The sequence below is a fragment of the Roseovarius sp. A-2 genome, from assembly GCF_002072155.1.
GTDB lineage: Bacteria > Pseudomonadota > Alphaproteobacteria > Rhodobacterales > Rhodobacteraceae > Roseovarius.
Genome location: NZ_BDIY01000024.1, coordinates 1 through 14,170, shown reverse-complemented (window position 1 = coordinate 14,170; position 14,170 = coordinate 1). Strand labels below are relative to the sequence as shown.

General features: G+C 60.7%; 12 protein-coding genes and 3 pseudogenes. 5 read left to right on the top strand and 10 right to left on the bottom strand.

What is annotated here, in order from left to right; all coding sequences use genetic code 11:
* The 3 genes and pseudogenes from BHD06_RS19100 to BHD06_RS19090 form a co-directional block, all read left to right on the top strand.
* Window positions 1–351, top strand: a complete 351-nt coding sequence (locus BHD06_RS19100) for a RidA family protein (protein WP_080458570.1) — start codon at window positions 1–3, stop codon at window positions 349–351.
* 306 nt (window positions 352–657) lie between these two features.
* Window positions 658–1,095 (top strand): annotated as a pseudogene (gene istB, locus BHD06_RS19095) (IS21-like element ISPkr1 family helper ATPase IstB); the annotation flags it as partial.
* Window positions 1,096–1,224: 129 nt separating this feature from the next.
* Window positions 1,225–1,907: pseudogene (locus BHD06_RS19090) on the top strand (IS66 family transposase); the annotation flags it as partial.
* 41 nt (window positions 1,908–1,948) lie between these two features.
* On the opposite strand, the pseudogene BHD06_RS24485 reads toward BHD06_RS19090, so the two are convergent.
* Window positions 1,949–2,180: pseudogene (locus BHD06_RS24485) on the bottom strand (MBL fold metallo-hydrolase); the annotation flags it as partial.
* A 164-nt stretch (window positions 2,181–2,344) separates the two neighbouring features.
* On the opposite strand from BHD06_RS24485, the gene BHD06_RS19080 reads away from it, so the two are divergent.
* Window positions 2,345–3,562, top strand: a complete 1,218-nt coding sequence (locus tag BHD06_RS19080; protein WP_139784805.1) for an IS256 family transposase — start codon at window positions 2,345–2,347, stop codon at window positions 3,560–3,562.
* Between the two features lie 78 nt (window positions 3,563–3,640).
* Here the strand turns inward: BHD06_RS19080 and BHD06_RS19075 are convergent, their stop codons facing one another.
* Genes BHD06_RS19075 through BHD06_RS19045 form a run of 7 tightly spaced genes read right to left on the bottom strand, consistent with a single transcriptional unit; the run spans window position 3,641 to window position 12,425 of the window.
* Window positions 3,641–4,378: an amino acid ABC transporter ATP-binding protein gene (locus BHD06_RS19075; RefSeq protein ID WP_080458567.1), complete on the bottom strand. Its 738-nt coding sequence runs from the start codon at window positions 4,376–4,378 to the stop codon at window positions 3,641–3,643.
* Window positions 4,379–4,390: 12 nt separating this feature from the next.
* Window positions 4,391–4,741 (bottom strand): RidA family protein, encoded by a 351-nt coding sequence (locus tag BHD06_RS19070; protein WP_080458566.1) that lies wholly within the window; start codon window positions 4,739–4,741, stop codon window positions 4,391–4,393.
* Window positions 4,738–6,651, bottom strand: coding sequence for a propionyl-CoA synthetase (locus tag BHD06_RS19065; protein WP_080458565.1), 1,914 nt, complete (start codon window positions 6,649–6,651; stop codon window positions 4,738–4,740). Before BHD06_RS19065 ends, BHD06_RS19070 begins: the two co-directional genes overlap by 4 nt.
* Window positions 6,652–6,662: 11 nt before the next feature.
* Window positions 6,663–7,412 (bottom strand): SDR family NAD(P)-dependent oxidoreductase, encoded by a 750-nt coding sequence (locus BHD06_RS19060; RefSeq protein ID WP_080458564.1) that lies wholly within the window; start codon window positions 7,410–7,412, stop codon window positions 6,663–6,665.
* 4 nt (window positions 7,413–7,416) lie between these two features.
* Window positions 7,417–9,063, bottom strand: coding sequence for a hydantoinase B/oxoprolinase family protein (locus BHD06_RS19055; protein ID WP_080458563.1), 1,647 nt, complete (start codon window positions 9,061–9,063; stop codon window positions 7,417–7,419).
* Window positions 9,060–11,147, bottom strand: coding sequence for a hydantoinase/oxoprolinase family protein (locus tag BHD06_RS19050; RefSeq protein WP_080458562.1), 2,088 nt, complete (start codon window positions 11,145–11,147; stop codon window positions 9,060–9,062). Before BHD06_RS19050 ends, BHD06_RS19055 begins: the two co-directional genes overlap by 4 nt.
* A 3-nt stretch (window positions 11,148–11,150) precedes the next feature.
* Window positions 11,151–12,425: an FAD-binding oxidoreductase gene (locus tag BHD06_RS19045; RefSeq protein ID WP_080458561.1), complete on the bottom strand. Its 1,275-nt coding sequence runs from the start codon at window positions 12,423–12,425 to the stop codon at window positions 11,151–11,153.
* A 114-nt stretch (window positions 12,426–12,539) separates the two neighbouring features.
* Here BHD06_RS19045 and BHD06_RS19040 point away from each other — a divergent pair, with 114 nt between their 5' ends.
* Complete coding sequence (locus BHD06_RS19040) at window positions 12,540–12,944, top strand: rhodanese-like domain-containing protein (protein WP_080458560.1); 405 nt, start codon at window positions 12,540–12,542, stop codon at window positions 12,942–12,944.
* Between the two features lie 5 nt (window positions 12,945–12,949).
* On the opposite strand, the gene BHD06_RS19035 is transcribed toward BHD06_RS19040, so the two are convergent.
* Entirely contained in the window at window positions 12,950–13,720 is a 771-nt protein-coding gene (locus BHD06_RS19035; RefSeq protein WP_080458612.1) for an IclR family transcriptional regulator, read from the bottom strand.
* Window positions 13,721–13,753: 33 nt separating this feature from the next.
* The coding region (locus tag BHD06_RS19030) for a molybdopterin dinucleotide binding domain-containing protein (protein ID WP_303245698.1) at window positions 13,754–14,170 on the bottom strand (417 nt) is incomplete at its 5' end.

Genomic DNA, 14,170 nt, shown 5'->3' with positions numbered 1-14,170 from the left:
ATGAGCGATATCACTCGTCACCACACTGGCCAGCGCATGAGCCAGATCGTCACCCATAACGGCACCGTTTATCTGGCCGGGCAGGTCGGTAATCCGGGCGACAGCGTCGCCGACCAGACCCGCACTTGCCTCGAGAAGGTCGAGACACTGCTAGCCGAGGCCGGGTCGGATTCCACGCGCATCCTGCAATGCGTGATCTGGCTGGCCGATATGGCCGATTTCGCTGAGATGAACAGCGTCTGGGATGCCTGGGTGCCCGAAGGTCATGCCCCTGCCCGTGCCTGCGGCGAGGCGAAGCTCGCCACGCCCGAGTATAAGGTGGAACTGATCGTGACGGCGGCAAAGGGATAGGTGGCGGCGGGAGAACTGCCTTCCCGTCCCACGTTCAGGACGCACGTCTTCCGCGTCTGGCCGTCTCGCACGGATCGCAATGGGCATTCAGCTCCTTGCGATTGCAAGGCAGTGAAGCGATACCAACCTATGTTTGGGTAAAGTGGTGCCCAGGAGAGAATTATCGGCGGCGGAGACGCGATTTCCGCCGCCCTGAAAAAGCTCCCACTTCTTCGGCACTTGGAGCTTAATCGGGTCGAGAAACCAAGGATGACCCGCGGCTCCGTTGTGTGGCAAACTGTGGAGCAAAATTTCTATGAGCGTATCCAGCGAAACGTCGTCCTCATCGGCGGCACCGGGACCGGCAAATCCCACCTTGCCGTGAGCATCGCCCGGGCGTGCATCCGGCGCGGCAAACGGGGGCGCTTCTTCAACGTCGTGGACCTGGTGAACAAGCTGGATGCCGAAGCTCGTGCCGACCGACAGGGACGTACCGCAGATCTGCTATGTCGCCACAACTTCCTGATCCTCGACGAGCTCGGCTATCTCCCGTTTGCCCAGACCGGCGGCCAGTTGCTGTTCCACCTCGTCAGTCGCCTCTACGAGCGCACGTCCATCATCGTGACGACCAACCTCGACTTCGGTGAATGGCCATCGGTCTTTGGTGACGCGAAGATGACGACAGCGTTACTTGATCGCCTTACCCACCACTGCGACATCGTCGAAACCGGCAACAAGAGCTGGCGCTTCAAGACCAGGGAGTAACCCAGGCCCCGCTGGCCCGACGCGGCTGCGCTGTGTGATGGCTACACCGCATCGGGCCAGCTACCCCTGCGCAAAATAAGGGGGTCATTTTTGGGCGCCGATAGGGGCTCAGGATTGCATGCCGATTGACACGCGCCGGGACGATCTGGTCAGCATGCGGACACTATTTTGCAGGGCTTCAGCGGCATCCTTCAGGTCGATGGCTATGCTGGCTATAACCGTTTGCTCAAACGACCGACGCAAGATGTGACACCGGCATATTGCTGGGCTCACGCCCGTCGCAAACCACATGAGGTTACTCAGTCCAGCACGGCCCCGATTGCGCAGGAAGGTCTGATCCAAATCCAGGCGCTCTATCGCATCGAAAAAGACCTGCGCGGCCTGAGCGCAGATCAACGCTGTGCTGCGAAGCAGGACCGATCAAAACCCATCATCGACGCTTTCGAGCTTTGGCTCGCCCAACACCGGGCCCGCGTCTCAACGAAATCGCTAACCGGTGAAGCCCTGAAATACATCGCCAAATACTGGAACGGCCTTTGTCTATTCCTCGACGACGGGCGCATCGAACTGGACAACAATCCCGTCGAACGCACCATCCGACCCATCGCCCTAAACCGTAAAATGCGCTCTTCGCAGGACACGATGCTGGTGCATAAAACTGGGCCGTCACCGCCTCCCTGATCGAGACCTGCAAACTCAACGGGATCGAGCCGCATGGCTATCTGTCCGGTGTCCTGACAGCCATTGCTGGCGGGCACAAACAAGCTGATATCAAACAACTGCTGCCCTGGAACTACGACAAGCCCGTGTGAACGGCGCGCCGCTTACGATGATCGGCGTGCACATGCGTCTAGATAATCCAGTCGAGCGTCAGCCCACGCCGCGCGACCTCTGCGATCATGGCATCGGCGTGATCATAGGTGATGCGGCCCGCTGCATAGTCAAAATCCAGGACGCTGTCGACGATTAGCTATATCGTAAATGATCGGTGCCGGATCCTTTACGATATAGCTAATCGTGTTGGTGCCCGCGTCGAAATGGGCTGAGACGTCTGGTTTGATCGACAGGTCAATAGGATAGGTCATGTGCACTCCTTTGGCTGGACCCGCCAGGCTTGTCCCGGACCCCCTGGGTAGTGCCCCACCGGGTGGTGTAAGAGGCCGCACGCGGAGCCTTTTGGCGTAGCGTAGCGTGCGGCCGGGCTGGCGGCCACCGCGCTTCTTAGTAGTCTGAGGTTGTTCAAAGACCGATGACAACGAAGGAGAGCACGATGACCGAGACCATGATTGACCTTCCGAGCGTGATCGCCAAGAGCGATGATGCCGATTTTCTGCGCGAGCTGATCCAGGATGCTGCACAGCGTCTGATGGACATCGAAGTGGCTGCTGTCTGCGGTGCCGGGCACGGCGAGCGCAGCCCGGACCGGGAGAACCAGCGCAACGGCTACCGACCGCGGCAATGGGATACCCGGGCAGGCACCATCGGCCTGAACATCCCCAAGCTGCGCAAGGGCAGCTATTTCCCTACGTTCCTGGAGCCGCGCCGGACAGCCGAGAAGGCGCTGATGGCCGTGATACAGGAAGCCTATATCCAAGGGATTTCCACCCGCGCGGTAGATGACCTGGTGCGTGCCATGGGGCTTACGGGCACCTCCAAGAGCCAAGTCTCGCGGCTGTGCGAAGAGATCGATGAGCGGGTGCAGGCGTTCCTCAACCGGCCGCTGGAGGGGGACTGGCCGTTTCTCTGGCTCGACGCCACCTACGTGAAGCTGCGCGAGGGCGGGCGGATCGTCTCGATGGCGGTGATAGTGGCCGTGGCGGTCAATACAGACGGACGCCGGGAGATCCTTGGGATCACCGTCTTGCCGTCCGAGGCCGAGACCTTCTGGGCCGATTTCCTGCGCTCACTCACCCGCCGCGGCCTGCGGGGCGTGCATATGGTGATCAGCGACGCCCATGAGGGCCTCAAAGCCGCCGCCCGCAAGGTCCTGGGGGTCGGCTGGCAGCGCTGCCGTGTGCATTTCCAGCGCAACCTGCTGGCCCGCGTGGACAAGACCAACAAGCCGGTGGTCAGCGCGGTGGTGAAGACCGTCTTCGCCGAGAAAGACCGCGACCAGGCCCATGCCCGCTGGCGCGAGGTTGCCGACAATCTGCGCGAGCGGTTCCGGGATGTTGCCGAGCTGATGGACGAGGCCGAGCACGACGTGCTGGCCTATACGGCCTTCGACGAGAGCCTGCGCTCGAAGCTGCACAGCACCAACCCGCTGGAGCGCGTCAACAAGGAGATCAAGCGGCGCACCAATGTCGTCGGGATCTTCCCCAACCGTGACGCCGTGATCCGGCTCGTCGGCGCGCTGATGCTGGAGCAGAACGACGAATGGGCCGTCTCCCGCCGCTACATGCCGGTGGAAAAGCTGACCGCCATATGCAACGATGATGGTGAGACGGCGATGATTGCCGCTCAGTGAACGAGCAACACCAGCTATGAAGAAGCAGGTGGACGCCAGTTCCTACACCACTCCTCGGGGCACTACCACCCCCTGCGCCTAGTGCGTGAGAACCTGCTCCAGGAATGTGCGCGTCCGGTCGCTTTTCGGCGATGTAAAAAACGTCTCGGGTTCGGCCTCCTCGATGATTTCACCGGCATCCATGAACAGAGCCCGGTCTGCGACCTTGCGGGCAAAACCCATCTCGTGGGTGACGCAGATCATGGTCATGCCTTCCTCGGCCAGCGTGACCATAACGTCGAGCACCTCACCGATCATTTCCGGGTCAAGTGCCGAGGTCGGCTCATCAAACAACAGGATCTCGGGCTTCATGCAAAGCGCTCGGGCGATCGCCACACGCTGTTGCTGGCCGCCGGAGAGCTGTCCGGGGTACTTTTGCGCCTGATTGCCGATTTGCACCTTGTTGAGGAATTGCATGGCGATCTCTTCCGCTTCTGCCTGCGAAGTCTTGCGGGCCAGCATCGGGGCCAAAGTGCAGTTCTCCAGAATACTTAGGTGCGGGAAGAGATTGAAATGCTGAAAGCACATGCCGACCTCGCGACGCATTGCCTCGATATTCGGCGCATCAGCATTGATTGTTTCGCCGTTGATCAGGATCTCGCCTGACTGGTGTTCTTCCAACTGGTTGATCGTTCGGATCATCGTGGATTTGCCCGAGCCCGACGGCCCACAAACAACGATCTTCTCGCCCTTGGCAACCGTGAGATTAACATCCTTCAGCGCGTGGTACTCCCCGTACCACTTGTTCACGTTTTTCATCTCGACTGCTGCGGTCATTGGAACGCTCCTTCAGTTGCTGTGCTTTTCAGCAGCGGTGACGATGATCTCGACTTTCAAGGCTTCGCGGGCGAGCCGGGCTTCTCCGCAGGCGCGCGCCGGGGCGTGGCCTGCTGGCACCCAAGCGTCCCAGACAGCGTTCATTTCGGCAAAATGGGTCATATCCGACAGCCAGACGATAGCTTGCAGGATATGTTCACGGTCCGAACCGGCCTCTTTCAACAAAGCGTCGATGCGCGACAGGCAATCTGTCGTCTGTTCGGTCACGCTGTCACCTGCCCCGACCTGACCACACAGATAGATCGTGCCGTTGTGCTTGACGATCTTGCTCATCCGATCACCAGTGTGAATGCGTTCGATCATACGGGCTCTCCGATCATATTGTGCGCCTTGAGCGCAGCGGAAATTTCGTCGAGAATGGCCGGATCGTCGATTGCGGCCGGCATTTTGAAGCTCTCACCATCGGCGATCTTCTGTACCGTGCCCCGAAGCACCTTGCCGGAGCGGGTCTTGGGCAGACGCTTGACCTCGATTGCATGTTTGAACGCGGCAACGGCGCCGATCTTGGCGCGGATCAGTTGCACCAGCTCACGTTCCAACTCGCTCTCATCGCGATTGGCCCCGTTGTTGGTCACGAACAGCCCCAGCGGCATCTGCCCTTTGAGCGCGTCCGCCTTGCCCACGACAGCACATTCGGCAATGTCCGGGTGACTCCCGATCACCTCTTCCATTGCCCCGGTCGACAGGCGGTGCCCGGCGACATTGATGATGTCATCAGTGCGCGCCATGATGAAGACATAGCCGTCTTCGTCGATGATACCCGCGTCGGATGTCGCGTAATAACCCGGGTATTCGGCCATATAGGACGAAATGAACCGATCCGGGGCATTCCACAAAGTCGGAAAGCCCGCAGGTGGCAATGGCAGCTTGCAGACGATATTGCCAAGTGTGCCGGGCGCGACTGCATTGCCCGCGTCATCCAGCACACGAATGTCATAGCCCGGCATCGGCTTGCCGGTAGAGCCTAACTTGACCGGGAACGCCCCCAGCCCCACAGGATTGCCGGACATTGCCCAACCGGTTTCGGTTTGCCACCAGTGATCAATCACCGGACGGTCCAGTTTTTCCTGCGCCCATTCGATGGTCGCCGGGTCTGAGCGTTCGCCGGCCAGAAACAGTGTGCGGAACTTGCTGAAGTCGTATTCGCCAATCAGCGTACCCTTGGGATCCTCTTTCTTGATCGCGCGAAGCGCCGTCGGCGCGGCGAACAGCGCCGCGACCCCGTGATCCTGAATAACGCGCCAGAACGTTCCTGCATCGGGCGTGCCGACCGGCTTGCCCTCAAAGACAACCGTTGCCGCGCCGTGCAGCAGAGGACCGTAGCAGATCCATGAATGACCGACGACCCAGCCCACATCCGAGGCGGCCCAAAAGACTTCTCCGGGTTTGATATCGTAGTGATGCTCCATCGTCCATTTCAACGCCACCATATGCCCGCCGTTGTCGCGCACGACGCCCTTGGGTTGGCCGGTGGTGCCCGAAGTGTAGAGGATATAAAGTGGATCGGTCGCATCGACGGGCACGCATTCGGTGCCTTCTCCTCTTGCCAGAGCGGTCTCGACCGCCTCTGCATAATCCACGTCGCGCACTGGTGTCAGATCGCAGAGTTGCGTATCGCGTTGCAGTATCACGCAATGATCGGGTTTGTTTTCCGACAGGTCTATGGCCTCGTCCAGCAGCGGTTTGTAGGCAATCACCCGCCCCGGCTCGATCCCGCAGGACGCTGAAATCACCACCTTGGGCGCTGCATCGTCGATCCGTGTCGCCAGTTCCTGCGGGGCGAACCCGCCGAAAACGACCGAGTGGATCGCGCCAAGCCGGGCGCAGGCCAACATGGCAAAGATCGCCTCCGGTACCATTGGCATGTAGATCACCACGCGGTCTCCTTTGGTCACACCCAGACCGCGCAGAACGGATGCCAACGCGCTGACCTGATCCTGAAGCTCGCCGAATGTGTAGCGCGCTACCTGCCCGGTAACCGGGCTGTCATAAACAACGGCCAAACGATCGCCATTCCCCGCCACGACATGCCGGTCGACACAGTTGTAACACGTGTTGCAAGTCGCCCCGTCAAACCAACGGCCATAGACGCCACTGGCGGGGTTAAAGACAGATTTGGCGGGCGTGAACCAGTCGATCTGTTCTGCGGCCTGTTGCCAGAACCCCACCGGGTCGGCCCGCCATGATGCGTAAGTTTCGGCGTATCGGGACATGTTTGGTACTCTCAGCAGGTATAATTGAGGCCCAGACGGCCTCCGTCGACATAGATGGTCTCGCCGGTGATATAGCTGGCCTTTTTCGAGCACAGGAACGCGACCACGTCACCAATCTCCCGCGCCTCGCCAGCGCGGCCCAAGGGCGTGCGGGACATCGCGGCTTTGAACGCCTCGGGGTTGGCGTTCACACCCGCCATCATTTCAGTGTCGATGGAACCGGGGCCAACCGCGTTGACGCGGATGTTGTTCTTGGCCAATGCCAGTGACGCCACCTTGGTCAGCTGCATCACACCGCCCTTGGAGGCGCAATAGGCCGGGATCGCGGGGATCGCGACCTGCGCATTGATCGAGGACATGTTGACAATCGCGCCGGCGATCTTGTGTTCGACCATCACGCGGGCGGCCAGTTGCGTGGCCACAAAGACACCGCGCAGGTTGATGTCGATCACTCGCTCGAAGGTTTCCAGCTCGTAGCTGAGAAAGTCACCGGGCATGGCAACGCCTGCATTGTTGACCAGAGCATGAAGTGGGCCATGATCGGCCGCAATCTGCGCGAACATCGCCTCGATCTGGGCAACGTTGCCCATGTCGCAGGCAATCGCGGCTTTGGCGCCGAGCGTCTTTCCGGCGGCGGCCAGACCTTCAGCGTTGATGTCGGACAGGATCACGTCATAGCCATCCTCAGACAGCGCCTCGGCGCAGGCATATCCGATGCCCTGGGCCGCACCGGTGATCAGCGCGAGTGGTTTTTGTGTCATGGTATTATTCCCCGAATCCGTAATCTTGTTTCGCTTGGTCGGGCGTGATCAGCCCGGCACGTATGTCATTCTCGAGCTGGGCGCGGTCACGGTCGCCGGGTGCGCCATAGCCACCACCACCGGGCAAGCTTAGTTTCAGGCGTTGGCCGTTCCTGACCAGTTGGCGACCCTTGCTACGCAGCTTGGTCCCGTCGGCCAGTTCCACACGACCCGCTGCACCCGCAGCGCCTCCGTCGCGACCCCGTGCGGGGTTTTCGACCCGGTCGAACATGGCGTTGAAGTAGAAATCATAACCGTCGCGCGGTTCGATTTCGATGGTCTGGCCCAGACCGCCGCGCAAGGCGCCGGCCCCGCCCGAGCCGCTCCGCAAATCCTTGCGCCAGACGGTGATCGGGCCGACATGTTCGGTGGCTTCGACGCTCATGGTCGAGACGCCCGAGGGGAACGCCGTCGCCGACAAACCGTCAAATTTAGGCCGCGCGCCGGTGCCACCCGAGTTGAACATCAGCACCTCGCGGTTCGGCAAGCCGCTGTCGGGGTCGCTGGCGCGGGCGGAAATCTGAATATTCCACAGCGCACTTGCGCCCTCCGCCGGAACGGTATTTGGCAGCGCCTGATGCAGAGCACCCAGCACGACATCCGGCACAAGGTGGCCCAGAACGTGGCGCACCGAGACCGGCGCGGGGCGTTTGGCCGCGAGAATACAGCCCTCGGGCGCAGTGATCTCGAACGGTTCCAGAGACCCGGTATTGTTCGGCACCTGCGGGGCGATCGCGCATTTCAGACCGTAGCAGGCGTAGGCGCGAGTGTAGACCTCGGGGCAGTTGACACCAAAGCGGCTCATGCCCGATGTGCCATCGAAATCTGCCTTGATCTTGTCGCCAGCCACATCGAGCCTCACCATCATCGTGACCGGATCGTCATAGCCATCCACTTGCATGGTGTGGCGGAAGGTGCCGTCGGGAACCTTTGCGATGGCCTCATGTGTCGCCTTGCGGCTGGTCTCGATGATGAAATCCGCCAGGCCGTCAAGGTCGGTAATCCCGAACTCGCCCATCATGACCTGCAAGCGCCGGTCGCCGGCCTCGTTGCAGGCGGCCAGCGAATACATGTCGCCGACCACCTGATCGGGCTCGCGCACATTGGCGCGCACAAGACGGATCAGGTCGCGGGCAACTTCACCGCGCTCGGCGAACTTCATGATCGGGATCAGCAGGCCCTCTTCAAAGACCTCGTTGGCATCGGGGCCAAAGCCGCGCCCGCCGATATCGACCACATGCGCCGTGCTGGCAAAAAAGCCAATGTGCCGACCATCGCGGAACGTCGGCGAGACGACGGTGATGTCGTGCAGGTGGCCGGTGCCCATCCAAGGATCATTGGTGATGAAAACATCGCCCTCAAAGATGTTCTGCGCACCGATTTCGCGTACGAAATGCGTCACACTTTCGGCCATCGCGTTCACATGGCCGGGCGTGCCGGTAACGGCCTGTGCCATCATCCGCCCCTGCCGGTCGAAAAGCCCAGCAGACAGATCACCCGCCTCGCGCACCGAAGTGGAGAACGCGGTGCGGATTAGCGTCGTTGCCTGTTCTTCCACCACCGCGATCAGGCGGTTCCACATGATCTGGTAGTCAATCGCTGTCGGGGTCATTGGCTGTCTCCCTTGCGGATCAGGCGCAGGCTTCCGTCGCCCTGGCCGACGGCCCGGTAGGCCGATGTAACGATGGTTGTGGTTTCATTTTCAACGATGACCGCAGGGCCGTCCACGGACTGGCCCGGCGTCATGGCGCTGCGCTCGACCTCTTGCGCATCGACCGATTTGCGCAGGGCGGCGTCAAAGAATTGGCGGCTGCGGTTCGGTGTGACCGCCGTGCCGCTGGCATGGCGTATGACCGGGGCAGTGTCGGGAAGAACCGACGCCACGACCAGTGACCAGTTGGTGATTTCGATGCCGAGGCCTTCGATCACCCGGCCAAACAGGGCGCGGTATGCAGCCTCAAAGGCGGCCAATAACCCGGTGCGGTCGTCGTCTGCGAACGTCTTGTAAGGCAGCACGACGGGGATTTCCCAGCCTTGCCCGGAATAGCGCATGAACGCGGTCAAACGAGTTGTTGTTTCGGCGTCCCCGGCACCGGCGCTGACAAAGGCTGTCGCCTCCTCTTCAAGCTCGACCAGTGCGGCGTTCACCGACGCCGCGTCAAACCCGTCGAGCCGCTGGAAGAGGCCTCGCGTCGCCTCGTAGCTGAACGGAGCTTTCAGAAAACCGATGGCCGATCCGACACCGGCACCCGGCGGGATGATCAACTCCTTGATGCCCAGCTTTTCGCACAGCCGGCAGGCATGCAGCGGCGCGCCGCCGCCAAAGCCGACCATGGTGAAATGCTCGATGTCGCGGCCATTCTCGACGGTGTGCACACGCGCCGCATTGGCCATGTTTTCGTCGACCATCTCGGTGACGCCAAAGGCCGCATCGGAGGCGCTCATGTCAAGGTGCGAGGCCAGTTTTGCGGTGACGGCGGCTTCCGACGCCTCTGTCGACAGGGGAATGGCACCGCCCGCAAAATTGTCGGGATCAAGCCGCCCCAGAAGCAGGTTGGCATCGGTCACCGTCGGCTCTTCGCCGCCTTTGCCGTAACACGCCGGTCCAGGCTCTGACCCGGCGGAGCGTGGGCCAACCTGAATGCGGCCCAACTGGTCAATCGAAGCGATCGAGCCACCACCCGCACCGATCTCGACCATTTCTACCACAGGGGTAGACACTGTCATGCCCGAACCCTTCTTGAACCGATAGGTGCGCGCCACCTCGAATGTGTTGGCAGTCTTGGGTTCGCCGTCCTCGATCAAACAGATCTTGGCCGTGGTGCCGCCCATGTCGAAGGACAACACAGAGCCCAGCCTGTGCCCGCGCGCAAAATCGGCGGCAAAGATCGCCCCGCCAGCAGGGCCGGATTCGAGCAGGCGGACGGGTTGTTCCGCCGCCACATCGACCGAGATCAAACCGCCGCCGGAATGCAGCATGAACACCGGCGCATCGACGCCCGACTCGCTCAGCCGATCCACCAGACGACCAAGGTAGTCGGCCACCTGCGGCTGGACATAGGCGTTTGCGATCACCGTATTGAAACGCGGCAGTTCGCGCATTTGCGGCGAAATCACCGACGAAATCGAGATCGACAGATCGGGTGCAGCGGCACGCAGCGCCTCGGCCATTTGTTTCTCGTGCGCGTCATTGGCATAGGAGTGCATGAGACCGATGGCGACGGCCTCGAAATCCCCGGCCAGCACGGTCTGTACCATCCGGTCGACTTCCGCCTGATCCAGCGGCAGCAGCACTTCGCCATTCGGACCCATGCGCTCGTTCAAGGTGAAACGATGCTCGCGCGGGACCAAAGGTTTGGGCAGGGTCAGGTTCAGATCATATTGTTCGAACCGGTTTTCCGAACGCATCTCGATAACATCGCGAAAGCCCTCGGTGGTGATGAAGGCCAGCCTCGCCCCGCGCCGTTCGATCAGTGCGTTGGTCACCAATGTGGTGCCGTGGATCACCTGGCCGATTTCCGAAAGCGCCAAACCGGCCTTTTGTGCGGCTATACTGATGCCGTCAAGGATGGCCTGCTCTGGCTGGGCGTAATTGGTCAGCACCTTGCAGGTGGCAAGACCGCCCGCATGGTCAAGGGCCACGTCAGTAAACGTGCCCCCGATATCTACGCCGACTCGGTTCGTGGGAATGCTCATGGGTCAGATTGCCTTGAATATTTGTTTGGCGGTAAACGCGGATTGATAGAGCCGCGACATTATGGGAGCCGAGGGAACCGTTGCAAGGTCGGTCATCGGCAGCGGCAGGTCGGCAGGGTCCAGGCCGGTCAAGAGCCCCGCCATCGCCTCGCCAAAGATGGTCCCGGTGGTGATACCGCGACCGTTGTAGCCAATCGGCGTGAAGAGGTTCGCCTCTAGCTGGTGGATGCGCGGCAGGTGATCGGGCGTCATCGCGATCTGGCCGGTCCAGGCTTCGTCGAACTCGACCGGGCCAAGCTTTGGGAAAATTCGCGCGATCTGCTTTTTTGCCCAGCGGTGTGACAACCCGTTGTCCTTGGTGCCGACTACCTTGCCCATCGAGCCGATCAGCAAGCGATCAAAGGCGTCGCGGCGGATGTTGAACATGATCTGTCCGGTGTCCCACAGCCCCTGCTTGCCCGGCAGGATGTAATCCGCCTCTGGCCCGAGCGGTTTCGTGGCCAACTGAAAGTAGTGAATCATCGTAAAGGTGCGGTTGAGGCCAGGCCAAAGCGCGTCGGTATAGGCGTTCGTTCCCAAGATCACGGCCTTGGCCGTCAGGGTGCCGCTGTCGGTTTCCACCCTCCATAAGTCGTCGTCGCGGCGCAGCCGCGTTGCCCGCACGCCTGTGCTGATCTTTGCCCCTGCGCCCAGTGCCGCGCGCGCCAGCCCCCGGCAATAGCCCATCGGGTTGATCGTGCCGCAGCGGCGATCAACCAAGCCACCGTGGAAATGCCTGGTGCCGATCATCTCGGAGACTTCGTCGCGGCCGAGCAGGTCCACCGGCTCACCCAGGCGCTGCCATTCGTTATGGCGTTCCTGAAGATCGGCGTAACCGCTTGGCCCGTGGGCCGCGTGAATCGTACCGGTTCGCGTCACTTCACAGCGGATCTGGTGCTTTTCGATCAGCGAAAAGACATACTCCGGACCTTTGCCGAATTTCTTGATGAATCGTGGTCCATAGGTCGGGCCAAGCGACTCTTTCACTTTCTGCGGCGGCAACCAGAGGGCTGCGTTGACCAACCCGACATTGCGGCCTGATCCGCCATAGCCAATCTGCTCTGCCTCGATGACATGGGCCGAGAGGCCCTTCTCGGCACAGTGCAATGCCGTCGAAAGGCCGGTGAACCCAGCCCCGACAATGGCGACGTCAACCTGCTCTTCCGAATCGAGCGGCGCAGTGTAGTCGGATTCCTGGGCCGAGGCGTCCCATAACGAAATGGCTTTGGATGCAGTCATGTGTGGTGTCTCCAGTACGAATAGCCGCGACAGCTTCGCCTCAAAGGTTGCACGACTCAATCTTATGTGTCAATATACGAAATGATTGTTCTATATACCAATACAGGAGAAATCATGAAACCGCTCACTATTTCCTCTGCCAAGATGGTGGAAAGCGCACGCGCGCGTATCGAAGAGATCGAATCCGCGGACCTCATTGCTATGCTGGAAGATCCCAATGTCGTGGTGGTCGATATCCGCGACGTGCGCGAACGCCAGCGCAGCGGCTATATCCCCGGAAGCTTTCATGCGCCGCGCGGGATGATCGAGTTCTGGGTTGATCCTGACAGCCCCTACTTCAAAGATATCTTTGCCCAGGAGGATAAGAAGTTCGTCTTTCACTGTGCCTCGGGCTGGCGTTCGGCGATCACCACCGCCACGCTTCAGGACATGGGGTTTGACGCTGCGCACCTCAAAGAGGGCTTTTCCACCTGGGAAAAACACGGCGGCCCGATCGAATTCCCTGAGAAACAGCCGTAAGCGAGTTAGCCGCGGCCCAGCTTTGCCGAGACGGAGCGGGCCGCGTGCGACACAAGCCCGCCATATCTCTCCACGCCGCCCTCAGGCAGGTTTATATCGGGCAGGGAAATACCCAGGGCGGCGATCGGTTCGCCGCTTGGCAGCGTGATCGCCGCGCCGAAACTCAGGATTCTCTCGCGAAATTCGCCGGTATCATAGGCATAGCCGCGTGCAAGCGTCGTCACGATGTCGGCTTCAAGCGCGGCGGCGTCCGTAAGTGTCTTGTCGGTATGGCGGGTCAACGCCCCGCTGATTTGATCGCGCAATTTGTCGAAATCTGCGGCCAGAATGGCTTTGCCGGTCCCGACACAATGCAGCGGGGCAGTGCCGCCAATTGCATTCCACGACCGGATCGGTTTCTGGCTGTCGATCTTGTCGATATAGACCACCGACAAGTTTTCCCGCACTGCCAGATAAATCGCCTCGCCGGTCTCTTGCGACAGGAACGTCAGTTCGGGCGCGGCCATGTCCCGCAGGTTCAGGTTTTCGACCGAGGCCCGCCCGACGCGCCAGGTCTTCAGCGTCGCGGCATAGGTCTTGTCGGGCAGGTGTTGGACATAGCCCAGCGTCACCAATGTTTGCAAAAGCCGGAACGTGTTGGACTTGGTCAGGCCCAATTCCTTTGACAGTTCCGTAACACCCTTGCCCTGCAGCGATCCGGCAAGGTTTTCAAGGATGGTCAACCCCTTCGACAGAGTAGAATCAACCTTCGGTTCGCTCGGCGCCTGTGAATTCATCTTGTCCCCGTCCATTTTACCCATTGATATCAGCTACGGTTCTGGTTCGAAAGTCGGTGGTTCATGCGCCTTGACCGGCGGAGGCGATCCGTCGAAACGCTGGAGTTGCACTAGCGCAGAATGCGCCGCCGGGCTTTGCGTCAGTGAGGATGTACGCAGATCATGCGTCAGGACATTAGGGTTTCCGTGGCGGTCGCGGGCCTGCGGCGCGGTAAAGTCGGGATCGTACCAGGCTCCGGTCCACAGAAATACACTGCCGCTTTGGATCTCATCCGTAATGCGCGCGCCGGCCAGACAGCGGCCACGGTCGTTGAACATCTCCAGGTATTGCCAAGTTGTTGGCATCAGCTTGCGAAGCTTGGCAAAGGCAGGATCATGCCACCATTTCCGCGGTGTAATCTGCCCAGAGGCTGAAAGCATCGGAGCGGGCGTGGCGGTATGAAGTTGCGT

Coding starts and splice junctions, on each gene's coding strand:
- BHD06_RS19080 (WP_139784805.1), top strand. CDS start 2,345: ATGACAACGAAGGAGAGCACGATGACCGAGACCATGATTGACCTTCCG.
- BHD06_RS19040 (WP_080458560.1), top strand. CDS start 12,540: ATGAAACCGCTCACTATTTCCTCTGCCAAGATGGTGGAAAGCGCACGC.
- BHD06_RS19070 (WP_080458566.1), bottom strand. CDS start 4,741: ATGATCGAACGCATTCACACTGGTGATCGGATGAGCAAGATCGTCAAG.
- BHD06_RS19065 (WP_080458565.1), bottom strand. CDS start 6,651: ATGTCCCGATACGCCGAAACTTACGCATCATGGCGGGCCGACCCGGTG.
- BHD06_RS19050 (WP_080458562.1), bottom strand. CDS start 11,147: ATGAGCATTCCCACGAACCGAGTCGGCGTAGATATCGGGGGCACGTTT.
- BHD06_RS19045 (WP_080458561.1), bottom strand. CDS start 12,425: ATGACTGCATCCAAAGCCATTTCGTTATGGGACGCCTCGGCCCAGGAA.
- BHD06_RS19060 (WP_080458564.1), bottom strand. CDS start 7,412: ATGACACAAAAACCACTCGCGCTGATCACCGGTGCGGCCCAGGGCATC.
- BHD06_RS19100 (WP_080458570.1), top strand. CDS start 1: ATGAGCGATATCACTCGTCACCACACTGGCCAGCGCATGAGCCAGATC.
- BHD06_RS19035 (WP_080458612.1), bottom strand. CDS start 13,720: ATGAATTCACAGGCGCCGAGCGAACCGAAGGTTGATTCTACTCTGTCG.
- BHD06_RS19075 (WP_080458567.1), bottom strand. CDS start 4,378: ATGACCGCAGCAGTCGAGATGAAAAACGTGAACAAGTGGTACGGGGAG.
- BHD06_RS19055 (WP_080458563.1), bottom strand. CDS start 9,063: ATGACCCCGACAGCGATTGACTACCAGATCATGTGGAACCGCCTGATC.